This window comes from Leucobacter sp. cx-328, assembly GCF_014530035.1.
Classification (GTDB): domain Bacteria; phylum Actinomycetota; class Actinomycetes; order Actinomycetales; family Microbacteriaceae; genus Leucobacter.
In genome coordinates, this window is record NZ_JACVMX010000009.1 from 53,589 (window position 1) to 76,467 (window position 22,879).

Genomic DNA, 22,879 nt, shown 5'->3' on the forward strand with positions numbered 1-22,879 from the left:
AGATGGCGCGCGCGCATATCGACCTTGAACTGAGGTGGGCAGACCAAGATGCCTACGGCCACGTGAATAACGTGACCTTTGCTCGGTACCTTGAGGAAGCGCGCGTGCGCCTCTTCTGGCTTGGCTCCGGTCGGGAACAGACCGGCATGGAAAAGCATTTCCGCGGGGATACCCCCGACGGCCCCAAGATGCTTGTAGCCGGCCAGCAGATCGAATTTCTGCGAGTGCTTGAGTACTCGGAGCACCCGGTCACCATTGAGATGTGGATCGGCAAGCTCGGGGGTTCAAGCCTCGAAGTGCACTATGAGGTGCTTGATGGTGCACAGCCAGAACGCACCGTTGTAGCCCGCGCGATCACCACCGTGGTGATCGTCGACGGGCTTACCCTGCGGCCCACCCGCCTGTCCGCTGAAGGGCGCGCATCGGTGGAGCCGTGGACAGATACGCCGCTCACGCTGCGCCGATAGGCGAGCGGAGCGGCGTTGCCGTTTCTCCGGGCAGTGAGCTGCGTGCGCGCGAGTGTCACCTCGCGCGCTCACGCCTAGCGCTGCGGGAGGCGGATCGTTGACTCCTGTGCGACCGTAGCCACAAGTTCACCGGCCGTGTTGTAGAAGCGGCCCTGCGTGAGGCCGCGGCCGCTGCTCGCGACGGGGGTGTCGAGCTCGTAGAGCAGCCACTCGTCGACACGGAACGGGCGGTGGAACCACACTGCGTGGTCGAGGCTTGCTGCTTTGAAACCTGGCGTCGCCCAGGGAATACCATGGCGACGCAGCACCGGCTCAATCAGCACGTAGTCACTCGCGAAGGTGAGAGCGGCAGCGTGCAACATGTCTCCGTCTGGCATCGTGTCGCGTGCGCGCATCCAGACGCGCTGGTATCCCGTCTTTTCTTCTACCTTCAACAGGGTGTCGCTCTCGACGTACCTGAAGTCGAAGGGGCGTGCGAGGATCCACGAAGCGCGACCGCTGTCAGCGAGGTGACCGTACTTCTCCCACACCGACGGCAGCTCCTCAGGGGGAGTGATGCCGGTCATGTCGTAGGGGGTCTGGTGTTCAAGGCCCTCAGATTCGATCTGAAATGATGCGATCATTGCCATGACCTCACGGCCGTCCTGATACGCCTGCACGCGACGGGTCGCAAACGAGCGGCCGTCATGCAGCGGCGTGACCTCGAAGGTCATGCGCTCATCGGCAACTCCCGGGCGCAGGAAATAGCCGTGCATGGAGTGCACGCGGTGATCCGCGCTCGTGGTCGTGCCTGCGGCCGCGATTGCCTGGCCCATGACCTGGCCGCCGAACGCGCGTCCGTGTGGTGTGGGGAACGGTGGGCCGGTGAGGATGTCTGAACTCGTGCGGGCTCCCGCATCGACGACACTGAGCATCTCGACGAGATCTGGAACAACGAATTGCGTCATGACGTTTCTCCTTGTTGCCGCGCGGTTGCTGGTGCGTGAAGCGCGAGATGTAGCCAGTTTATCGGCTGGTATGCGGGAAAGATGCGTGGCTGAAACGCAGAAGGCGAGGGTGGCGCGTCGACGTTTACGGTTTGACTCGGCTAGAATGTCAAGGTCTACCAGAGGAGAGTGTCCCCATGGCCAATGTGAACGGCATTATCGACCCACCCATCGACGACCTTCTCGAGAAGGTCGATTCGAAGTACGCACTGGTGATCTTCGCCGCACAGCGTGCGCGCCAGATCAACGATTACTACTCCGATCTCCACGACGGCAACCTGTTCGACAATGTCGGACCGCTCGTTGAGTCGGCAGTTGACGACAAGCCGCTCTCGATCGCGCTGCACGAGATCGTTGAGGACAAGCTCGAGATGAAGCGTCGTTCGGCGTAACATTTCTTCGTCTTGTGGCGCTCTGAGCGTCACTGTCAGTGGCGCCGGATACCCTTGAGGTACCGGCGCCACCGGCTTTTCAGCGGGCGGCGTCTCGCACCCACCACCTATCTAAGGAGCACCGTGCTGCGTCAGTTCACTTCGGAATCGGTTACCGAAGGACACCCCGACAAGATCTGCGATCGTATCTCTGACACGATCCTTGATGCCATGCTCGAGCAGGACTCCGGCGCGCGCGTCGCTGTTGAGACCCTCGTGACCACCGGCCTCGTGCACGTTGCGGGTGAAGTGAACACCACCGGGTACGTCGAGATTCCGCAGCTCGTGCGCGACGCTGTGCGTGAGATCGGTTACACCAGCTCCGACATGGGCTTTGACGGCTCGTCGTGTGGCGTTTCGGTTTCGATCGGCCAGCAGTCGCCTGACATTGCTGACGGTGTTGACACCTCGCTTGAAGCTCGTGAGGGTGCAGAGGTCGACGAGCTGAGCCGCCAAGGCGCTGGTGACCAGGGCATCATGTTCGGTTACGCGACCGACGAGACTCCTGAGCTGCAGCCCCTTCCGAGCTGGATCTCGCACCGTCTTGCAGAGCGCCTCGCGTTCGTGCGCAAGGAGGGCATCATTCCCGAGCTGCGTCCCGACGGTAAGACTCAGGTCACCATTGGCTACGACGGCGATCGCGCTGCGTCGATTGAGGCTATCGTTGTCTCGACCCAGCACGGCGCAGATATCTCGCAGCCAGCACTGCGCGATGCGGTGATCCGCGAGGTGATCCGCCCGGTGCTTGGCCGCGTGGAGCTGCCGAGCGAAGACGCAACTCTCTTCATTAACCCGGCTGGCCCCTTCGTTGTTGGTGGCCCCATGGGTGATGCCGGCCTCACCGGCCGCAAGATCATCATCGACACCTACGGTGGCGCGAGCCGTCACGGCGGTGGCGCGTTCAGCGGTAAGGACGCGTCGAAGGTTGACCGTTCGGCGGCGTACGCAATGCGCTGGGTAGCGAAGCACGTTGTGCGCGCTGGCCTCGCGAAGCGTGCAGAGCTGCAGGTTGCATACGCAATCGGCGTTGCTGAGCCCGTCGGCCTCTACGTCGAGACCTTCGGCACCGAGACTGTGCCACGCGAGCGCATCGAGGCGGCTGTGCGCCAGGTCTTCGATCTACGTCCGCTCGCAATTATTCGTGACCTCGACCTGCTCCGCCCGATCTTTGCACAGACGAGCGCCTACGGCCACTTCGGCCGCGAGCTGCCCGACTTCACGTGGGAAGCAACCCCGCGCGTTGACGAGCTGCGAGCAGCTGCGGGTCTCTAGTCAGCATGACCGGGTGTTCATGTCAGCTGGCAGAGGCGCCCGGCACGAGACGGGTTGCGCAGGTACTGCTGGATTCAGCGCTGCCGCAACTCGACCATCTCTTTGACTACGGCATCCCGGAGGAGTTAGTCGACACCATCAAGGTCGGCCAGCGAATCCGGGTGCCGTTCAGGTCAAGCAGTCGCAACACGTTTGGGTGGGTCATTGGGTTCGCTACAGCAAGCGAATTCAAAGGCCAGCTCTCACCCATCACCGATCTCGTCGGTGATGTCCCGTTGCTGACGCCCGAGGTGTGGCAACTTACACGTGCAGTAGCGGATCGCGCAGGCGGATCCGCTGGTGACATTCTGCGACTCGCGATTCCCGGGCGTCAGGTGCGCGTGGAGAAGAAGCACATCGCGGCAGGCATTGCGGCTGCTGAGGCCGCCGCCGCGAGCCCAGAGGGCGAGGCCGGTACCGCCGCCCAGGGCGCTCCCGCAGCTCCGACTGCTCCCGCGGAGCTGCCGCTCGGTGGTGACGTGACCGCCGAAGCCGAAGCCTCCACGGAGGCGCGGATCGCGACCCAACTGTGCTCTGGTGCTCGGCTCGCGATGACTGTTTCGCACGGCCCTGAACGCCTCGAAACTGGCGAGTGGGTTGGTGGTTGGGCGCTGCAGCTCGCCAAGCTCGCGGTAGAGGTCTACGCGCAGGGCAAGAGCATTATTCTGGTCGCTCCCGACTACCGTGATCAAGATCAGCTGCTCGATGCGCTCGCGGCGATCGGCCACGACGAGACCGTGCGCGTTGACTCCCGGCAGTCGAACGGTGAGCGATACGCGAGCTTCTTGCGCGCGCTCGACAAGACCCCTCGAATTATCGCGGGCAACCGATCCGCCGTGTATGCGCCGGCACATGATCTTGGTGCCGTGGTCTTCTGGGACGACGGCGACCCTCTGCTGGCCGAACCGCTATCGCCCTACGTGCACGCGCGTGACGCCGCACTCGTGCGTGCAGGTCAGAGCGGTGCAGGCCTGTTCTTTGCCTCGCACGCCCGTAGCACCGATGTGCAGCGACTCATCGAGATTGGCTACGTTGACGCGCAAGTTAATCCGCCGCGGCGTACGCGTGTTGTGCACGCCGACTCTGCGCTCGCGCCTGACGCATTTGCCGGTCGTGTGCCAGAGTTTGTCGCGCGCGAAATCCGTAAGGCCTTACGCACCGGTCCAGTGCTCGTGCAGGTGGCGACCGCGGGCTACGCGCCCGTCGCCGTGTGCGCCGACTGCAATGACCTTGCGCGCTGTGGGGCGTGTGCGGGGCCGATTGGCTTCCGCGCCGCCGGTCGTGCCGCGTGCCGCTGGTGCGGTGAGCCTCCGGTGAAGTGGCAGTGTCCGACCTGTGACGGTCGCCAGCTGCAGGAACGCGGCATGGGTTCAGGCCGCACGGTCGAGCAGTTTGAACAGCAGTTCAAGGGCTTCCGGGTGCTGCTGAGTGACGGTGAACACCCGCGCGAGAGCGTTGATGCGCGCCCGGCGCTTGTCGTTGCGACGCGCGGTGCTGAGCCGCTCGCTGCAGGCGGCTACCGTGCGGTAGTGCTGCTTGACGCTGAGCGCCTGCTCGGTCTCCCGCACCTGCGCGCGGGCGAAGACTGCCTGCGCTGGTGGGAGAACGCCGCTGCGCTCGCGAGCCCCGACGGGGTGTGCATCATGGCGTCAGGTGGTGGCGATGTCGTGCAGGCGTTCGTGTCTGGACGTACCGAGGAGTGGCTCCGGCACGAGCTGCGCGATCGCCAGCAGTTGCGGTATCCGCCAGCGGTGCGCGTCGTGAGCGTGTCTGGTGGCCGTGCCGAAATTGACCGCGCGCTCGACACCCTTGAGAAGAATCCCGCGGTCACCGGCTACGACGTGCTCGGCCCAACTGCGCTGCCGCCTGAGCCTGGCTCGCCGCAGCTCAGCCGCGCGATCGTGCGTTTCGATTACAACCGGGGCGGCGAGATCGCAAAGCGGTTGCGTGGTGCATTGGTCGCAGATGCGGCTGGTGGGTCGTCAAAGGCCCGCGGCAAAAGCGCTCCCGGTCGCGCTCGACCCGAGGCGCTGCGTCTGCGCTTTGATGATCGAGGCGTCTTCGATGGCTAACGTTGACGGTCGTCCCGTCTGCCGTGATAGTCTTCACGCATGCTTATGAATCGTCAGTGGTGGCACGCCTGAAGGCGTGCCCGTTCGTGAGCTAAAAAACAACGAAACCGACACCGCCTCGCCAGGGGCGGTGTTTTCTTTTTGTTACGCGACCCGGTGGCGGGTCCCAACAACAAGGAGTCATCGATCATGGTCGATACGACATCAACTTCCATCTACCGCGCAGACGCAAGTGGTTTCTTCGGCGACTTCGGCGGGGCAGAGCTGCCTCCCTTCCTCGTTGAGCCCATCGCTGAGGTCGCACGTGCATACGACGAGGCCAAGAATGACCCGGCCTTCATAGCGGAGTATCAGGCGCTTCTTTCAAAGTACGTCGGCCGCCCCTCACTGCTGTACTTCGCAGGTAACCTCACCGAAAAGCTCGGTGGTGCAAAGGTGTACCTCAAGCGTGAAGATCTGAACCACACCGGTGCACACAAGATCAACCACTGCCTCGGCGAAGCACTTCTCGCGAAGCGTATGGGTAAGGAGACCCTCATCGCTGAGACCGGTGCGGGGCAGCACGGCGTCGCGCTCGCGACCGCGGCTGCGCTCACCGGTCTGAAGTGCGAGATCCACATGGGTGCGGTCGATATTGCAAAGCAGCACCCGAACGTCGTGCGCATGGAGCTGCTCGGCGCAAAGGTTGTCTCGGTTGAAGCAGGCGGCAAGACCCTGAAGGAGGCCGTTGACTCGGCATTTGGCGTCTTCGCTGCAAACCCCGAAGAGTACTTCTTCGCAATCGGCTCGGTCGTTGGACCCCACCCGTACCCGTCGATGGTGCGCGACTTCCAGTCGGTGGTCGGCCGTGAGGCACGCGAGCAGATTCTCGCTGAAGAAGGCAAGCTTCCTGACTACCTCGTTGCTGCAGTCGGCGGCGGATCGAACGCTATGGGGCTCTTCGACGCCTTCCTGAATGACGAGTCGGTCAAGATCCAGGGCGTCGAGCCCGCAGGTGAGGGCCTCGACTCTGACCGCCACGCAGCAACCATGACGCTTGGCACTCCCGGTGTGCTGCACGGCATGCGCACGGTCGTGCTCCAGGATGCGGATGGTGAGCCCTCAGCCGTGCACTCGATCGCGTCGGGCATCGACTACCCGGGTGTCGGCCCGCAGCACGCGCACCTCGCAGAGCTCGGCCGCGTCGAGTACGTGTCGGTCACCGACGCTGAGGCGCTCGATGCGTTCCAACAGCTCACCCGCACGGAAGGCATCATCCCCGCGCTTGAGTCGTCGCACGCACTCGCACAGGTGATCAAACTCGCACCGACCCTCGGCAAGGACCAGGTCATCATCGCGAACCTCTCGGGTCGCGGCGACAAGGACGTTGACTTCGTTGCGGAGCGTCTGCGCCAGGCATAGTTCAGCGCCCTGGCGCTCGACCCTGCGAGATCGGCAGTTTCTGTCGAGACGGGCCGTTTCATGTGTATGAAACCCCCTGTTTCGGGAGAACGGCCATGTCTCGACGAGGTGACTCGTGCACGCGCACGTATGTGGGGCGCGGATCCGGAAACTCGGACCCGCGCCCCACGTGTATGTCCGGACTCCGCGTTGCGGGGTGGTACCCCACACCCCGCACATCCCGCCAACCCGCACATCCCGCCAACCCCGTGAGGCGGCTCCGTTCTGCCGAGATGGGCCCTTTCATGCGTCGGAAACCCTCGATCTCGACAAAACAAGGGTGTTTCGACGGTGCGGCCTCCTGCGGCGGCCGCCATCCCTATGGGGAAGCGGCGCTATCGCGCCACCAAACTCTCAACACGCAGTCGGTGCGACCTGTATCGATGACCCGAACACCGCCACAGGCCCTCGAATACACTCGAACAACGCCGAAAAGGGGCGTTTCTCTCGAGATGGGGTGTTTCTCGCGTATGAAACGGCCCGTCTCGACAGAAAGTGCCCATTTCGGCAGGTTGGCATGTGGCAGGTGCCTGTTTCGAGTGGTTTGCCCGTGGGAGCGGCCCTGTTTCGCGGGGTTTGGGCAGGTGGGCAGAGGCGACCGGGGAAGACCTGAGACAATAGAACAATGCGCATCATCTTTGCTGGAACCCCAGAGTTCGCAGTCCCGAGTCTCCGCGCCCTTGTGGCTGCGGGTCACGACGTTGCGGGTGTCATCACTCGTGAGGACGCCCCGCTCGGTCGCAAGCGCGTACTCACGCCGTCGCCCGTCGCAGCAGTGGCTGAGGAGCTCGGGCTCCCGGTGCTGAAAGCGAACCAGCTCGGTGATGCAGAGACCGAGTGGGCGAAGACCCTCGAAGCAGATCTCGGTGTCATCGTCGCGTATGGCGGACTTGTCCGTCAGGCGTTGCTCGATACGCCCACCAATGGGTGGATCAACCTGCACTTCTCTGACCTCCCGCGGTGGCGTGGAGCTGCACCCGTGCAGCGTGCGCTCATGGCAGGGGAGCAGGATCTCGGAGTGACCGTGTTCCGCCTCGTCCCAGCACTCGACGCGGGTGATGTCCTCACCCGTGACGCAAAGACTTTCCCGCAGGGCACCTCCGCTGGAGAAGCGCTGACCGAGCTCGCTGAGTTTGGCACTGCAGCGTTGATCCGCGCCGTACAGGTGTTGGCAGAGACCCCAGGGGCAGGTACACCGCAGGAGGGGGAGGCCAGCTACGCGCATAAGCTCACCCGTGAAGACGGCAAACTTGACCTGAGCCAGCCCACAGCCGCAGTACTGGCTAGGTGGGCGGGTGTCACCCCCGAGCCGGGTGCATATGCCCTCCTGGGGGAGCATGCAATCAAGCTGAAGGCGATCCAACCCACTACACTCACCGCACAGGGAGAGCCAGGCACCGTCACCCTCGTGAACGGCACTGCACTTCTCGCGCTCACCGATGGCGCACTCGAACTCGTAACCGTACAGCCAGCGGGTAAGCCCGCCATGGCAGCAGATGCTTGGCTCCGTGGCCGACAGGAAGCAACGATCCTCGCATGAACCAGCGAAACAACGACCGCAACGACCGCCCCGCACGCAACGATCGTCAGCGACGTGACGACCGAAACCAGCGCGACGACCGCCCGGCCCGCAAGCCCCGCATCTCGCCAGCACGACTCGTCGCATACGACGTACTCCGAGACGTCGAAGATCGCGAGGCATACGCCAACCTTGCGCTCCCAGCACGTATCCGCGAAGCAGAACTCGACGGCCGCGACGCAGCACTCGCAACCGAGCTCGTGTCAGGCACGCTCCGCTGGCGCGGCCGCTACGACGCAATCATCGCGCTCGCCGCAAAGCGCAAGATCGAAGACATCGACCCGCGCACCCGCAACGTCCTTCGTCTCGGCGCGCACCAAATGCTTGGCATGCGCACGGCGGCACACGCAGCCGTCAACGAAAGCGTCGAACTCCAGCGCCACGTCGCCAACCGCGGCGCAGACGGATTCGTTAACGGCGTCCTCCGCCAAATCGGCCGCGCAGACAACCCAGAGTGGGACGAACGCATTACCGCAGACGCCCCCAACGCAGACGAAGCACTCGCCGCACGCACCTCACACCCGGTATGGATCGTCCGCGCACTCCGCGACGCCCTCACCCTCGAGGGCCGCGCAGACGAAATCAACACCCTTCTCGAAGCAGACAACGCATCACCCCGCGTCAGCCTCGCCCTCCTGCCAGGCGCAGACGTCACGCCCGACGCGCTCGCCGCAGAGCGTGAGGATCTCGAGACCGTTGGCTTCGCGCCGACCGGGCTCGAACTCGCTGGTGGCGATCCCGGCCGCGTGATTGCGAAGGCTGGCGTTCGCGAGGGCTATCTCCGCGTACAGGATCAGGGCTCGCAGCTCGCTGCACTCGCGCTCACGCGTGTGCGTCCTATCGAGACGGGGGAGCGCTGGCTCGATCTGTGCGCCGGCCCCGGCGGCAAGACCGCACTTCTCGGCGCAGAGGCACTCACCGCTGAGAATGTCACCGTGCGCGCAAACGAGGTATCGCCCCACCGTGCCGATCTCGTGCGCCGCTCAATTGCAGGCGTTGAGGAAGCCGTCGAGGTTGTTTCGCACGACGGCCGCGACCATTCGGCATACGGCGGATCCGAAGCTCGTTTCGACCGTATCCTCGTCGACGCGCCGTGCTCTGGCCTGGGGGCGCTTCGCCGCCGCCCGGAGGCGCGCTGGCGCAAGGCGCCCTCAGATATTCCCGAGCTCGCAAACCTGCAGGGCGAACTGCTCGACGCGGCATTCGAGCACCTCGCTGTTGGCGGTGTACTCGCGTACGTGACCTGCTCACCGCACCTTGCGGAGACCCGCGTCGCGATCAAGCGCTGGAGCGGTCGCCACGAGAACATCTCGGAACTCGATGCGAAGGAAGTGATCCGCCGAGAGTCACGCGGTGAGATCGATCTCGCAGGTGCAACGAAGAGCGTGCAGCTGTGGCCGCACCGTCACGGCACCGATGCGATGTTTATCGCGCTGTTCGAGCGCACGGCGTAAGTCGGGAAGGCCTGCCGTGTGAGAAGTGCGGACGTGGGTGTACCCGCGTCCGCACTTTGCTATTCCACGGTAAGATTGATCCCGTGACTGAGCAGCGCATCAATCCCAGCATCCTTTCGGCCGACTTCGTGAACCTGCAGTCCGAGCTCGAGGCAATCCGTTCAGCGGATCTCGTGCACGTTGACGTCATGGACAACCATTTCGTTCCGAACCTCACGATGGGCCCGCCCATTGTTGAGCGCATTCAGGCGGTGTCGCCGATTCCGCTCGATGTGCATCTCATGATTTCCGATGCTGATAAGCACGCTCCTGCATACGCAGAGCTCGGTGCGTACTCAGTGACGTTCCACGCCGAAGCCGCGACTGATCCCGTTGCGCTCGCGCGCCGGATCCGCGACATCGGTGCTCGCGCAGGCATCGCCCTGAAGCCCGGCACTGACCCCGAGCCCTACCTTGAGCTCCTTCCCGAGTTCGATCAGGTGCTCGTTATGACCGTTGAGCCCGGTTTCGGTGGACAGTCATTCATGCCCGACATGATGCCCAAGCTGCGTCGCTTTGCAGAGGCAAAGAAAAAGCTTGGTCTTGATGTCTGGCTGCAGGTCGACGGTGGCATTTCGGTCGATACGATCGGCATTGCAGCAGAGGCTGGAGCAGACACCTTTGTGGCTGGCTCGGCAGTGTACGGTGGCGTTCCTGAGGCGCGGATCGCAGACCTCCGCGTCGCGGCTGCGGCACACCGCCACTAAGCTCGCGGTACCCACTGTCAAATTTCTGAATCCGACTGCGATACGCTGGTGACTGTGAAAACCTTCGAAACACTCTTTACCGAGCTCTCAGAAAAGGTTGCTGCCCGCCCAGAAGGCAGTGACACCGTCGCACGCATTGATGCGGGCGTCCATTCGATCGGTAAGAAGATCGTTGAAGAAGCGGCAGAGGTCTGGATGGCTGCTGAGTATGAGTCGGATGACGAGTGCGCGGAAGAAATTAGCCAGCTGCTCTACCATCTGCAGGTACTCATGCTCGCGAAGAACATCAGTCTTGAAGACGTCTACCGTCACCTCTAAACACACGAAAGAAGCGCTGTAACTCATGCTTCGCATTGCTATTCCCAATAAGGGTTCGTTGTCCGAAACCGCTTCTGCAATGCTCGCAGAAGCCGGCTACAACGGCCGCCGTGACAGCCGCACACTCGTGCAAGCTGATCCGAAAAACGACGTTGAGTTCTTCTACCTGCGTCCCCGCGACATCGCGACCTACGTCGGTTCAGGCGCACTCGATGTTGGAATCACCGGCCGCGACCTGCTCCTCGATTCGGCATCGGCCGCAACCGAGATCGCAGAGCTCAACTTTGCTGACTCGACCTTCCGCTTCGCGTCGCCCGTTGGCAGCGAGATCTCAGAGATTGAGCATCTCGAGGGCAAGCGCGTTGCGACGAGCTACCCGGTACTCGTAGGTAACTTCCTCGCAGAGCGTGGCATCAACGCCACCACTGTGAAGCTTGACGGTGCCGTTGAGTCGGCTGTGCAGCTCGGCGTTGCAGACGCTGTTGCAGACGTCGTGTCAACCGGTGCAACGCTGCGCGCTGCCGGTCTCTCGATCTTCGGTCCGGTTATTCTCGACTCGACCGCGCTAATTATCGGCGGCCCGACCGAGCACCCCGGCATTGAGCGCCTGCTGCGCCGCCTCCGCGGTGTGCTCGTCGCACGCAAGTACGTCATCATGGACTACGACCTCCCGGTTGCAAAGCTTGAGGCTGCAGTCGAGATCGCTGGCGGCATCGAGTCGCCGACCGTCTCGCCGCTGCGGAACGAAGGCTGGGTTGCTGTGCGAGTCATGGTGCCGTCTGCTGACGCAAACGAAATCATGGACAAGCTGTACGACCTTGGCGCACGCGCCATTCTCGTGACCGCAATCCACGCAGCACGTCTGTAAGAAGGGCACCTCGTATGGCTACGACTGTTCGCGTCATCCCGTGTCTCGACGTGGCTGCCGGCCGCGTCGTGAAGGGCGTCAACTTCCTCAACCTGCGCGATGCGGGTGACCCGGTCGAGCTTGCGGCAAAGTACGCGCTCGAGGGTGCTGACGAACTCACGTTCCTCGACGTGACGGCAACGGTCGATGACCGTTCGACCACGTACGATGTCGTGCGTCAGACCGCAGAACAGGTGTTCGTTCCCCTCACCGTAGGTGGCGGTGTGCGTTCAGCTGAAGACGTTGCTCGACTGCAAGACGTCGGTGCCGACAAGGTTGGCATCAACAGCGGCGCTATCGCCCGCCCAGATGTCATCGGCGAAATCGCCGACCGCTTCGGCTCACAGGTCATCGTGCTGTCGCTCGACGTGCGCCGCAGCGAGCGGATGCCCTCTGGCTTTGTGGTCACGACACACGGTGGCAAGCGAGAGACCGACCTCGACGCAATCGAGTGGTGCCGTAACGCCGTAGAGCGTGGCGCTGGCGAGCTGCTCGTTAATTCGATGGACGCCGACGGTACGGGTGACGGGTTCGATCTCGAGCTCATTCGCGCTGTGCGTGAGGTCGCGAGCGTTCCGCTCATCGCCTCGGGCGGCGCGGGCAAACTTGAGCACTTCGCACCCGCGGTTGACGCTGGTGCAGACGCAGTGCTTGCTGCGTCGGTCTTCCACTACGGCACGTTTACGATCGCTGAGGTCAAGCAGGCGCTTGCTGATGCAGGACACTTGGTGCGACTGTGAGCGCACAGATGACCGCGGCTGAACTGCTCGAGGTTACCGTCTTCAATACTGACGGCCTACTCCCGGCGATCATCCAGGACGACGAGTCGGGCGCCGTGCTCATGCTTGCGTGGATGGATGCTGAGGCGATCCGCCGCACTTGCGAGTCAGGCCGCGTGACGTTCTGGTCGCGGTCGCGCCAGGAATACTGGCGAAAAGGCGATACCTCCGGGCATCGTCAGTACGTGAAGAGCGTGGCGGCAGACTGCGATAACGACACCCTCCTCATTCGGGTTGAGCAGATTGGTGCTGCGTGCCATACAGGCAGTCGCACCTGTTTTGACGACCGCGACGTCGAAGTTGTCGTTGGTGACTCTTCTGTTGCGTAACTCTGCGATTTAAGAGCATGGTCCGCGCTAGGCTGGAGCCGTGAACTCGACGACCACCCGCGCAGCGTTTGATGTAGCGCGAGCTACCCAGTCCGTAATCCCCGTTCGCCGTGAGATCTTCGCAGACGCAGACACTCCCGTCAGCATCTACCGAAAGGTCGCGGCTTCGCGCCCCGGCACGTTCCTCCTGGAATCTGCCGAACAGGGTGGCGTATGGACTCGCTTTAGTTTCGTAGGAGCAGGCTCCTTCGGCGTGCTGAGCGAGCGCGACGGCAAGGCTGCCTGGCATCCGCGCGGGTCGGAGCTGACCGAGGAGCGTTTGCTTCCTGGCGGCGTATCGACGCTCGCCCCCGTTGCCGCGCTGAGCGCGGTCTACGATCGTTGGCGCGCGCCGCACGATCCCGACCTTCCCCCGCTCGCGAGCGGCTTCGTCGGATACCTCGGCTGGGAGACCGTTCGCCAGTTCGAGAATCTGCCAGAGAATACGAAGCCAGGATCGAACCTGCCCTCACAAGGGTTGAGTTTCGTTTCCGAACTCGTGGTGATTGATCACCGCGAAGGATCGGTCGTGTTGCTCGCCAACGTGCTGAACGATTCGGTGCTGGGGGAGTCGGGCGCTGGCATTGATGCTGATGCTGATGCGCAGTGGGCTGACGCGCAGGCACGACTCGACGCGTTGCAGGCTGCGCTCGCTGAGCCGCTCGCCTCGCCGCTCAATACGATTGACCGTGATGCAGTGGCGGATCCGGCACGCCTCACCACCAGCCCCGAGTTTGAGGCCGCGGTACTGCAAGCTAAAAAGCACATCGTTGACGGCGATATCTTCCAGGTCGTACCGTCGCAGCGTTTCGATCAGGAGTGCACTGCTGACCCGCTCGATGTCTATCGCGTGCTCCGCCATCTCAACCCGAGCCCGTACCTGTACCTACTGCAGCTCGAGGATTCCGACGGTGAACCCTTTGCCGTCGTTGGCTCGAGCCCGGAGGCGCTCGTGACCATTCAGGCCTCAGGCGATGTAATGACGCACCCGATTGCTGGTTCGCGACCGCGTGGTGCGACCGTTGACGAGGACCAGTTCTTTGAGCGCGATCTACTCGCCGATGAAAAGGAACGAGCGGAGCACCTCATGCTCGTCGATTTGGCGCGCAATGACCTGGCGCGAGTGTGTGATCCGGCATCGGTCGAGGTCACTGAGTTTATGCGTGTCGAACGATTCAGCCACATCATGCACATTGTGTCGAGCGTCGAGGGCAAGATCGCTGATGGCAACAGCCCGATTGATGTCTTCCGATCCACATTCCCCGCGGGAACCCTTTCTGGCGCACCCAAGCCGCGCGCGCTCGAGATCATCGATGAGCTCGAGCCGGTGCGACGCGGAGTGTACGGCGGTGTCGTTGGGTACTTCGGCTTCGGTGGGGCGGCGGATCTTGCTATCGCGATCCGCACTGCCACCATCAAGGACGGCGTCGCAATGATTCAAGCTGGCGCAGGTATCGTGGCAGACTCCGTTCCCGCAAGCGAGGACGAGGAATGCCGAAACAAGGCAGCTGCGCCTCTGCGCGCCGTTGCCATCGCGAACTCGCTGCGTGCAGCAGCGGAGGAGAAGGCGCAGCATGCGGAATAAGTGGACACTCATCCTGGCGATTGCCGTTCTCGGTGGCGGATCGCTCATCGTCGGTTCGCAGGGATGGGTCCAGTTCGACATCACCCAGCTCGGTGTCGATAGTGAGATCGGCATCGGAACTGTTTCTGGGCATAATGCCAACCCGGCGCTTTCGCCCGTAGGTGTTGCTGCGCTTGTCGCGGCATTGGTCTTGGCGATTGCTGGATCGGTGTTCAGACGCGTGCTTGCGGTACTCATCGCGCTGCTCGGGGCTGGAATTGCTTACGGTGGATTCAGTGTGCTGAATGATCCGATTGCCGCGGTGCGGGGTACCGCAACCGAGCTCACCGGTCTCTCTGGCGACGCTGTTGAGACCGTGATCGTCGCCTCGACAACGGTCTGGCCCATCGTGGTCATCGTCGCTGGCGTGCTTATTGCCATCCTCGGAATCGTGGCGTTGTTCGTCTCGGGGAACTGGGGCGCAGGGGACCGGAAGTACGCGAGTGGGGCAGAAAAATCGCGCAAGCCCGAGGTAAAGAAGTCAGCCGGCCCCGACCGCATCTCTGATTGGGACGCGTTGAGTGACGGCGAAGATCCCACGCTTTCCACGCCATAAGTGACCATAGATGTGGGGCGAAAATGACGCGCCGCCGCAACTTTGGGAGAAAGCTGGGAGTACCGATAGACTGACCCAGTACGTATCCGCCCGGGTACGAGCTTGTCTACAAGGAGATTCATGAGCACCCAGAACGGTGACCCTGGTCACGGAGATTCCCCCGCAGCATGGACTGCGGTAATTGTGATGCTGCTTGGCATTGCTGCCGGAACCGTGTTCTTCTTCCTGCACATGCCCACCATGGTGTGGGTCAGCGCAGGCGTTGTTGCCTTCGGCCTGATCCTCGGCTGGATCATCTCGAAGGCGGGCTACGGAGTGAACGGCCCTAAGTACGTTCCGAAGTCGCACGACTAACAGTGCTTGAGCAGCTTCTTGCGGGTTCCCTCGAGGACGCGGCTACGCGCCGCCTCACTCGACCGCTCTCGGTTGTTGAAGCCGAAGCACTCGCACGCGTGCCCGCGCTTGACGCGCTCGCAGCGCTCGCCCCTGCTGATCACATCAAGGTGATTGCAGAGGTGAAGCGCGCGAGCCCGTCGCGCGGGCCTCTTGCTGACATTCCCGAGCCGCATGCTCTTGCCGCACAGTATGAAACTGGTGGCGCGAGTGTAGTGAGCGTCCTCACTGAGGAGCGCAAGTTCAAGGGTTCGCTTGCCGACCTTGAGGCTGTGCGTAAGGCAGTAAGTATCCCGGTGCTCCGTAAGGAGTTCATCGGTGAGGAGTACCAGATCCTCGAAGCCCGCGCAGCGGGTGCCGACCTGGTGCTCTTGATTGTGGCTGCGCTTCCGCAGCCGCTTCTTGAACGACTGTATGCGTTCACCCTTCAGCTCGGCATGACGCCGCTTGTGGAGGCCCATTCGGCCGACGAGGTGGCACGTGCGGTTGATCTGGGCGCCCAGCTCATCGGCGTAAACGCGCGTGATCTGCGTACCTTCGAGCTGGACCGCGATCTTTTCGGTCGTGTTGCGGATCAGATTCCCGCTGGGGCAGTACGCCTCGCAGAATCTGCGGTTCTCAGCGTCGCTGACGTGGAGCACTACCGGCAGGCCGGAGCTGACGCAATCCTTGTTGGCGAGGCCCTCGTGACGAATGACCCAATCGCTACGCTGCAGTCATATTTGAACGTTTAAAGCTAGACCAATGGGGCAACTCTAGATGACAGACCAGGCACCTGGTAAGGCTCGCGAACCGCGTAGCCTTCGTGATGAACACGGACCATTCTTCGGCGAATACGGCGGGCGGTTCATGCCTGAGTCGCTCATCGCCGCGATTGACGAGCTGAGCGCAGCGTACGAGGAGGCGAAGGCTGATCCTGCCTTCCAGGAAGAGCTCCTTGAGCTTCTCCTCTCGTACGCTGGGCGCCCTTCGCCAATCACGGAGGTTCCCCGCTTTGCGGCGCTTGCGGGCGGCGCGCGTATCTTCCTCAAACGTGAAGATCTAAACCACACCGGATCGCACAAGATCAACAATGTTCTTGGCCAGGCGCTGCTGACTAAGCGGTTGGGCAAGACTCGTGTGATCGCTGAGACCGGGGCTGGCCAGCACGGCGTTGCAACGGCGACAGCCGCGGCACTCTTCGGCCTTGACTGCACCGTCTACATGGGCGAGGTCGATACCGAACGCCAGGCGCTCAACGTTGCACGTATGCGCCTTCTCGGTGCGGAGGTTGTCGCGGTGACTGCAGGTTCTCGCACCCTCAAGGACGCCATTAATGAGGCGTACCGAGATTGGGTTGCCACGGTTGAGCGTACGAACTACATCTTCGGCACTGCGGCTGGCCCACACCCGTTCCCTGGAATGGTTCGCGATTTCCAGAAGATTATTTCCGAGGAAGCTCGCGCTCAGTTGCAGGAGAAGACTGGCAAGCTGCCTGCTGCCGTTGTCGCCTGCGTCGGTGGTGGATCGAACGCAATTGGTATGTTCGACGCATTCCTCGATGATGCTGATGTGAAGCTCTACGGCGTCGAGGCTGCAGGCGAGGGAGTAGACACCGACCAGCACGCTGCCTCGATTGAGCGTGGGACGCCCGGTGTTCTGCACGGCGCACGTACCTATGTGCTCCAGGACGAGGATGGCCAGACCATCGAGTCCCATTCAATTTCCGCTGGTCTTGATTACCCCGGTGTTGGCCCCGCTCATGCGTGGCTTGCTGATATTGGTCGCGCAGAGTACATCCCCGCCACCGATGCCGAGGCAATGCATGCGCTTCGCGCCTTGAGCCAGACTGAAGGCATTATTCCTGCGATCGAGTCGTCGCACGCACTCGCGGGTGCGCTTCGCCTTGCTGCTGAACTGCCGGCTGATGAAATCGTGCTTGTGAGCCTTTCTGGCCGCGGCGACAAAGACATGGTTACTGCAGGCCGGTACTTTGACCTGCTCGACGCTTCTGATTCGGAGGTCATCGGTTGAGCACTTCGACTGATCTGAATGGCGGATCTCAGGTTTCTGAGGCAATTCGCCGTGCAAACGTTGAGCGACGTGGCGCCCTTATCGGTTACCTGCCCGCCGGCTTCCCTGATCTCGATACCAGTGTCGAGGCCGCAATTGCGCTCGCTCGTAATGGCGCAGACGTGCTTGAAATTGGCGTTCCATACTCGGACCCCGTCATGGATGGTGAAATCATCCAGGCAGCGACTCGTCAGTCGCTTGCAAACGGGTTTAAGCTACGCGACCTCTTCTCGGCCATTCGCCGAATCACCGATGCTGTCGATACGCCGGTACTGGTGATGACATATTGGAATCCCGTGATGCAGTACGGCGTCGAGCGCTTCGCAGAAGACCTGAAGGCTGCTGGTGGAGCCGGGCTGATTACGCCTGACATTACGCCTGATGCGGCAGCAGAGTGGATCGCTGTCAGTGAGCGGATCGGTCTTGATCGCGTGTTCCTTGCGGCACCGACCTCGACAGATGAGCGCATCGAACTTATTCGTGACAGTTCGACTGGCTTCGTGTACACCGTTTCGACGATGGGAATCACTGGTGAGCGCGCATCGCTCGATGCCGCGGCCCGTGTCCTCACCGGTCGTCTTCGTGCCGCTGGTGTTGAACTCCCGTGCGTTGGTATCGGCATCTCAAATGCTGACCAGGTGTCTGCTGCTCTCGACTACGCGAGTGGCGCAATCGTGGGCACCGCCCTTGTGCGCGCGCTGCGTGACGGGGGAGTCGAAGGGCTTTCTGAGGTAGCTCGCGAGATTTCGCAGGGCACGCTGCGATAAGCTGAAACTGTTCCGCTGCGGGAAAGCTCCTTGCAGCCCGACGTAAGATCCCGGCGAACCGTTCGTCGGTGAAAGAGGAGTCAATGATTCTCCCGCTGAGCATTCCCAGCCCCGATTTTCAGTTCATCGAACTCGGTGTCTTCCAGATTCGGATGTACGCGCTGTGCATTCTGATTGGCATCATTCTTGCGGCCATCTGGACCGGCCGTCGTTTGAAGGCTCGCGGCGGTGAAGGCGGTGCAGTGCTCGACTTCGTCGTTTGGGCGCTCGTGTTCGGCATTGTCGGAGCACGCGTCTATCACGTGCTTACGCACTTCGGTGACTACTTCGGCCCTGGCAGTAACCCGCTCGATGCGCTTGCCTTCTGGAAGGGTGGCATCGCTATCTTTGGCGCGCTGATTGGTGGCGCCTTCGGTGTGCTTATTGCGTCGCGACTTACTGGTATTCGCTTCCTGTCATTTGCAGACGCGCTGGTCCCTGGCTTGCTACTCGCGCAGGCAGTTGGGCGCCTGGGTAACTGGTTCAACCATGAGCTCTTTGGTGGCCCCACGACCCTGCCTTGGGGCCTTGAGATCAGCCCGCTGAATCCCGCATTCCCGATTGGACTGCCCGAGGGAACCTTGTTCCACCCGACCTTCTTGTACGAAGCGCTCTGGAACATCCTTGGCATCGTCGTCCTGTTGGCGATCGAGAAGCGTGCGCAGCTCCGTTGGGGCAGCTTCTTCGCGCTCTATCTCGTGTGGTACGGCCTTGGTCGCGTCATCGTCGAGAGTTTGCGCGTTGATCCGAGCATGCAGTTCCTGGGCATGCGTACCAACGTTCTTGCGGCTTGGGTAGCAGTTCTCGCCGGAGTGGTCCTCTTCTTCGTCATCCGTCGTCGTCACGTCGGCCTTGAGACCTCGGTATACCTGCCGGGTCGCATGAACCCGACCGACGCGGTGCTTGCCTCGACCAATGATGCTGAGGCATACCACCACATTCTTGACCATGGCTCCAACGAAGCCGTGGCCGCAAGTTCGCAGAACTAAGGGAGGCCCTCTCATGCGCCACGCCAAGATTGTTGCAACCTGGGGACCAGCTGTCTCCAACTATGACAACACCCTCGATCTCATTCGAGCTGGTGTGAATGTTGCTCGACTGAATATGTCTCACGGCACATACAATGTGCACGAGGGCGTGTATCGAAACATCCGTCGGGCCGAGATCGAGGTCGGACGCCCGATTGCGGTTCTCGCTGATCTCCAAGGACCGAAGATTCGCCTTGGCAAGTTCGAGGGCGGTCCGTACGAGCTCGAGGTTGGCGATGAGTTCGCGATTACGACCCGTGACATTATCGGCGACCGCACGATTTGCGGCACCACACACAAGGCGCTGCCTGGCGATGTGAGTGTCGGTGATCCGCTACTCGTTGACGATGGCAAGGTTCTGCTGCGTGCGACTCAGGTGACCGAGGACACCGTGCACACGGTAGTTGAGATCCCTGGCGCTGTCTCCAACAACAAGGGAATCAACCTTCCCGGTGTTGCTGTGAACGTTCCTGCACTCTCCGATAAGGATGAAGAAGATCTTCGTTGGGCTATGAAGCTCGGCGCCGACTACATCGCGCTCTCGTTCGTTCGTGACGCCGCAGATATCACCCGTGTTCACGAGATCATGGACGAAGAAGGCTACCGACTTCCCGTGATCGCGAAGATCGAAAAGCCGCAGGCCGTTGAAAACCTGCAGGAGATCGTTGACGCGTTTGACGGTGTCATGGTGGCTCGCGGCGACCTTGGCGTAGAGCTTCCGCTTGAACAGGTTCCGCTTGTGCAGACTGAGGCCATCGCGATGGCACGTCGTAGCGCGAAGCCGGTCATCGTGGCAACTCAGGTATTCGAGTCGATGATTGAGAACCCGCGTCCGACGCGTGCGGAAGCATCAGACTGCGCGAACGCGGTCCTTGATGGTGCCGACGCAGTCATGCTTTCGGGCGAGACGAGTGTTGGCGCGTACCCGGTCGAAGCAGTCGCGACGATGGACCGCATCATTAGTGCTACCGAGGACCATGCGCTTGATCGCATCGAGCCGCTCGGTACGCAGCCCCACACCCAGGGCGGTGTTCTCGCGAAGGCGGCAGGCGATGTCGCTCGCGGCATCGAGGCTCGCGCAATCTGCGTCTTTACGGAGTCTGGTGACACCGTACGGCGCATCTCGCGCCTGCGTCTTCCGGTGCCCATCTTCGGTTTCACACCCAGCCCAGATGTGCGTCGCCGCATGGAGCTGACCTGGGGTGCACGTAGCTACGAGGTACCCCGCGTTGACAGCACGGACCGCATGTTCGAGCAGGTTGACGAGGTGCTCCTAGAAGTTGAGCGCTTGAATGTCGGCGACAAGGTCGTCATTGTTGCTGGTTCCCCTCCTGGAATCATTGGCAGCACGAACACCCTTCGTATTCACCGGATGGGTGAGTCTACGGGTGCATTGCCCGAAGCGCGTCCGCGCAAGCATGTGATTGGTCGCGGGAAGTAATTAGGCAAGATTTCTTGCAGGGGTCGTACACAGAGTGTGCGGCCCCTTTTTCTTTTGCCCTGGGAATGCTGAGAACAAGGGTTGACGCAACGCGAGTCGAGGCGTGTAATAGTGAACACCCGAAAGGAGAAGGAAACATGGGATTTTTCGCATTTCTGATTCTGGGCTTGATCGCTGGTGCAATCGCCAAGGCGATCCTTCCTGGGGAGCAGGGCGGTGGGTGTTTTGCGACACTGCTACTCGGAGTAGTCGGGGCCATGCTCGGGGGCATGCTCGGCTCGTTCCTCTTTGGCGCGCCGCTCGAGGAGTTTTGGTCATTGCAGACCTGGGCACTGGCTATTGGCGGCGCTATCCTCGTGCTATTGATCTGGGGACTATTCTCTGGTCGCAAGAAAGCCGAGTGAACGCCACTTGGTGTGAATCGTAAATTTGTTCTCAACGAAAGCAGGCAACAATGGGGTTTCTAGAAGACGCAAAGGATGCCGTAGAAGGGGCAGCCGAAAAAGTCGGCAAGGCTGTTGAAGACGGCGTAGACCGCGCAAAAGACAAGATGGAAGAACTCAAGTCAGAAGCTGAAGTGAAAAAGGCTGAGGCTCATCGCGATGCGGTTCGAATGAAAAACGAGGTGAAAAAAGAAATTCGTGATTAGCGGCCATTCAGCGTGTCGCGTCGAACGGATGGTCGACACGACCCCTCAATGAGTGAAATTTTCGCAAGGTTTAGTAGCGCTTCACTCGCCTCATGGCCGGAGAAACGACTCAGGGCTCCTGTACGTAACTTCGTGTTACGCACAGGAGCCCTGAGTATTTTGTACCGGATAAGGGACTCGAACCCTTACACCTTTCGGCAACGCATTTTGAGTGCGTCGTGTCTACCAATTCCACCAATCCGGCCTATGGAAAATACTGTATCGCATTGGCGCACCGGTTTTGCGCAGACTGAGGGAGTAAGATTGTGCGCATGACTGAATTGAGCAGCACTCCGCGTCGCGTCGTCGTCGCGGAAGATGAATCACTGATTCGCTTGGACATCGTCGAGACGCTGCGCGACAACGGCTATGACGTTGTTGGCGAAGCTGGCGACGGTGAGACCGCGGTGCAACTCGTCAAGGAGCTTCGTCCCGACCTCGTGGTCATGGACGTGAAGATGCCTCAGCTTGATGGCATCTCGGCCGCTGAGCAGATCAACAAGGAGAACATTGCTCCTGTTGTGCTGCTCACCGCATTCAGCCAGCGCGAGCTGGTTGAGCGCGCAACGGAGGCAGGCGCGCTTGCTTACGTTGTGAAGCCCTTCACTCCTGCTGACCTGATTCCCGCGATTGAGATCGCACTTTCGCGCTTCCAGCAGATTGTCACCCTGGAGAACGAGGTTGCCGATCTTGCTGAGCGTTTCGAAACGCGTAAGCTCGTTGACCGCGCCAAGGGTATTCTGAACGACAAGATGGGCCTGTCGGAGCCCGAGGCATTCCGCTGGATCCAGAAGGCATCAATGGATCGCCGGCTGACCATGCAGGACGTCGCAAAGACCATTATCGATCAGCTTGGTGCCAAGAAGGACTAATCCTCGAAATGAAAAAGCCCCGCACATCAGCGGGGCTTTTTCATTTCTACAGTTCCTTGTAGACGTTTGTGATCCGCACGGTTGAACACCGGCGACCACGCTCATCAGTGACGACAATTTCGTGAACGGTCAGCGTTCGTCCGAGACGAATCGGCGTGCAAACGGCGGTTACCAATCCGCTCACCGCAGAACCTGTGTGGGTGGCGTTGATATCGACGCCAACTGCGACTTTGCCAGCAGGCGCTACGTAGTTCGCGTGCATGGATCCCAGAGTCTCGCCGATCACGACATACGCGCCACCGTGCATGAGATTGATTGGCTGTGTGTTGCCCTCGACCGGCATCGTTGCAACTGCACGGTCGCGGGTGAACTCGGTCACCTTGATGCCCATTTTGTCAGCGAGGGCGCCGAGGCCTCGCCAGGCGATAAAGTTTTCTCCTGCGCCCTCTGGTTCTGGAATGAGGTTGTTCTGCTCGCTCAAAGGCTTCCTCTCGGCGTTGCGTCGCGTCACCGTTTCGAATGTCGGCGGTGACTTGTAGGCTGTATTTGTGTCGAAAACTC

At 61.5% G+C, this 22,879-nt stretch carries 25 protein-coding genes and 1 tRNA gene; 23 read left to right on the plus strand and 3 right to left on the minus strand.

Features of this window, described 5'->3' with window-relative positions:
- Positions 1-2: 2 nt before the first annotated feature.
- Positions 3-467, plus strand: coding sequence for a thioesterase family protein (locus ICL81_RS10185; protein WP_188024853.1), 465 nt, complete (start codon positions 3-5; stop codon positions 465-467).
- 74 nt (positions 468-541) lie between these two features.
- On the opposite strand, the gene ICL81_RS10190 is transcribed toward ICL81_RS10185, so the two are convergent.
- Positions 542-1,414: an acyl-CoA thioesterase II gene (locus ICL81_RS10190; protein WP_188034783.1), complete on the minus strand. Its 873-nt coding sequence runs from the start codon at positions 1,412-1,414 to the stop codon at positions 542-544.
- 176 nt (positions 1,415-1,590) lie between these two features.
- Here ICL81_RS10190 and rpoZ point away from each other — a divergent pair, with 176 nt between their 5' ends.
- The 21 genes from rpoZ (at position 1,591) to ICL81_RS10295 (ending at position 21,407) form a co-directional block, all read left to right on the plus strand.
- On the plus strand, positions 1,591-1,845 hold the full coding sequence (gene rpoZ, locus ICL81_RS10195) for a DNA-directed RNA polymerase subunit omega (RefSeq protein WP_188024851.1): 255 nt from the start codon (positions 1,591-1,593) through the stop codon (positions 1,843-1,845).
- Between the two features lie 126 nt (positions 1,846-1,971).
- Positions 1,972-3,156, plus strand: coding sequence for a methionine adenosyltransferase (gene metK, locus ICL81_RS10200; protein WP_188034832.1), 1,185 nt, complete (start codon positions 1,972-1,974; stop codon positions 3,154-3,156).
- Between the two features lie 5 nt (positions 3,157-3,161).
- Entirely contained in the window at positions 3,162-5,267 is a 2,106-nt protein-coding gene (locus ICL81_RS10205; protein ID WP_188034784.1) for a hypothetical protein, read from the plus strand.
- Between the two features lie 189 nt (positions 5,268-5,456).
- Entirely contained in the window at positions 5,457-6,668 is a 1,212-nt protein-coding gene (gene trpB, locus ICL81_RS10210; RefSeq protein ID WP_188034785.1) for a tryptophan synthase subunit beta, read from the plus strand.
- A gap of 664 nt (positions 6,669-7,332) precedes the next feature.
- Positions 7,333-8,247 (plus strand): methionyl-tRNA formyltransferase, encoded by a 915-nt coding sequence (fmt, locus tag ICL81_RS10215; protein WP_188034786.1) that lies wholly within the window; start codon positions 7,333-7,335, stop codon positions 8,245-8,247.
- A complete protein-coding gene (locus ICL81_RS10220) occupies positions 8,244-9,740 on the plus strand; it encodes a transcription antitermination factor NusB (protein WP_188034787.1) in 1,497 nt (498 codons plus the stop codon). The genes fmt and ICL81_RS10220 overlap by 4 nt, the downstream gene beginning before the upstream one ends.
- A gap of 83 nt (positions 9,741-9,823) precedes the next feature.
- Positions 9,824-10,486 carry a ribulose-phosphate 3-epimerase gene (gene rpe / locus ICL81_RS10225; RefSeq protein WP_188034788.1) on the plus strand — a complete coding sequence of 221 codons (663 nt, stop codon included), beginning with the start codon at positions 9,824-9,826 and terminating at the stop codon, positions 10,484-10,486.
- A 54-nt stretch (positions 10,487-10,540) separates the two neighbouring features.
- Complete coding sequence (locus ICL81_RS10230) at positions 10,541-10,804, plus strand: phosphoribosyl-ATP diphosphatase (protein ID WP_188024277.1); 264 nt, start codon at positions 10,541-10,543, stop codon at positions 10,802-10,804.
- A gap of 25 nt (positions 10,805-10,829) precedes the next feature.
- Positions 10,830-11,672 (plus strand): ATP phosphoribosyltransferase, encoded by an 843-nt coding sequence (gene hisG / locus ICL81_RS10235; RefSeq protein WP_188024278.1) that lies wholly within the window; start codon positions 10,830-10,832, stop codon positions 11,670-11,672.
- Between the two features lie 14 nt (positions 11,673-11,686).
- Positions 11,687-12,451 (plus strand): imidazole glycerol phosphate synthase subunit HisF, encoded by a 765-nt coding sequence (gene hisF / locus ICL81_RS10240; protein WP_188024279.1) that lies wholly within the window; start codon positions 11,687-11,689, stop codon positions 12,449-12,451.
- An 8-nt stretch (positions 12,452-12,459) separates the two neighbouring features.
- Positions 12,460-12,819, plus strand: a complete 360-nt coding sequence (gene hisI, locus ICL81_RS10245; protein ID WP_188034833.1) for a phosphoribosyl-AMP cyclohydrolase — start codon at positions 12,460-12,462, stop codon at positions 12,817-12,819.
- Between the two features lie 40 nt (positions 12,820-12,859).
- Entirely contained in the window at positions 12,860-14,443 is a 1,584-nt protein-coding gene (locus tag ICL81_RS10250; protein WP_188034789.1) for an anthranilate synthase component I, read from the plus strand.
- On the plus strand, positions 14,433-15,038 hold the full coding sequence (locus ICL81_RS10255; RefSeq protein WP_188034790.1) for a Trp biosynthesis-associated membrane protein: 606 nt from the start codon (positions 14,433-14,435) through the stop codon (positions 15,036-15,038). Before ICL81_RS10250 ends, ICL81_RS10255 begins: the two co-directional genes overlap by 11 nt.
- Before the next feature lie 120 nt (positions 15,039-15,158).
- On the plus strand, positions 15,159-15,392 hold the full coding sequence (locus ICL81_RS10260; protein WP_188024282.1) for a DUF6704 family protein: 234 nt from the start codon (positions 15,159-15,161) through the stop codon (positions 15,390-15,392).
- A 2-nt stretch (positions 15,393-15,394) separates the two neighbouring features.
- Complete coding sequence (trpC, locus tag ICL81_RS10265; protein WP_188024283.1) at positions 15,395-16,165, plus strand: indole-3-glycerol phosphate synthase TrpC; 771 nt, start codon at positions 15,395-15,397, stop codon at positions 16,163-16,165.
- 25 nt (positions 16,166-16,190) lie between these two features.
- Complete coding sequence (gene trpB, locus ICL81_RS10270) at positions 16,191-17,444, plus strand: tryptophan synthase subunit beta (RefSeq protein WP_188034791.1); 1,254 nt, start codon at positions 16,191-16,193, stop codon at positions 17,442-17,444.
- Positions 17,441-18,250, plus strand: a complete 810-nt coding sequence (trpA, locus tag ICL81_RS10275; protein WP_251382082.1) for a tryptophan synthase subunit alpha — start codon at positions 17,441-17,443, stop codon at positions 18,248-18,250. Before trpB (ICL81_RS10270) ends, trpA begins: the two co-directional genes overlap by 4 nt.
- Before the next feature lie 83 nt (positions 18,251-18,333).
- Positions 18,334-19,278, plus strand: coding sequence for a prolipoprotein diacylglyceryl transferase (gene lgt, locus ICL81_RS10280; RefSeq protein WP_188034792.1), 945 nt, complete (start codon positions 18,334-18,336; stop codon positions 19,276-19,278).
- A gap of 13 nt (positions 19,279-19,291) precedes the next feature.
- Entirely contained in the window at positions 19,292-20,758 is a 1,467-nt protein-coding gene (gene pyk / locus ICL81_RS10285) for a pyruvate kinase (RefSeq protein ID WP_188034793.1), read from the plus strand.
- Between the two features lie 137 nt (positions 20,759-20,895).
- Positions 20,896-21,162 carry a GlsB/YeaQ/YmgE family stress response membrane protein gene (locus ICL81_RS10290; RefSeq protein ID WP_188034794.1) on the plus strand — a complete coding sequence of 89 codons (267 nt, stop codon included), beginning with the start codon at positions 20,896-20,898 and terminating at the stop codon, positions 21,160-21,162.
- Positions 21,163-21,212: 50 nt separating this feature from the next.
- Positions 21,213-21,407 carry a hypothetical protein gene (locus ICL81_RS10295; RefSeq protein WP_188034795.1) on the plus strand — a complete coding sequence of 65 codons (195 nt, stop codon included), beginning with the start codon at positions 21,213-21,215 and terminating at the stop codon, positions 21,405-21,407.
- A gap of 162 nt (positions 21,408-21,569) precedes the next feature.
- Here the strand turns inward: ICL81_RS10295 and ICL81_RS10300 are convergent.
- Positions 21,570-21,651: transfer RNA gene (locus tag ICL81_RS10300), tRNA-Leu, on the minus strand.
- A gap of 67 nt (positions 21,652-21,718) precedes the next feature.
- On the opposite strand from ICL81_RS10300, the gene ICL81_RS10305 reads away from it, so the two are divergent.
- Positions 21,719-22,318 carry an ANTAR domain-containing response regulator gene (locus ICL81_RS10305; protein WP_188024289.1) on the plus strand — a complete coding sequence of 200 codons (600 nt, stop codon included), beginning with the start codon at positions 21,719-21,721 and terminating at the stop codon, positions 22,316-22,318.
- A 46-nt stretch (positions 22,319-22,364) separates the two neighbouring features.
- On the opposite strand, the gene ICL81_RS10310 is transcribed toward ICL81_RS10305, so the two are convergent.
- Complete coding sequence (locus ICL81_RS10310; protein WP_353055506.1) at positions 22,365-22,778, minus strand: hotdog fold thioesterase; 414 nt, start codon at positions 22,776-22,778, stop codon at positions 22,365-22,367.
- Positions 22,779-22,879: the final 101 nt, after the last annotated feature.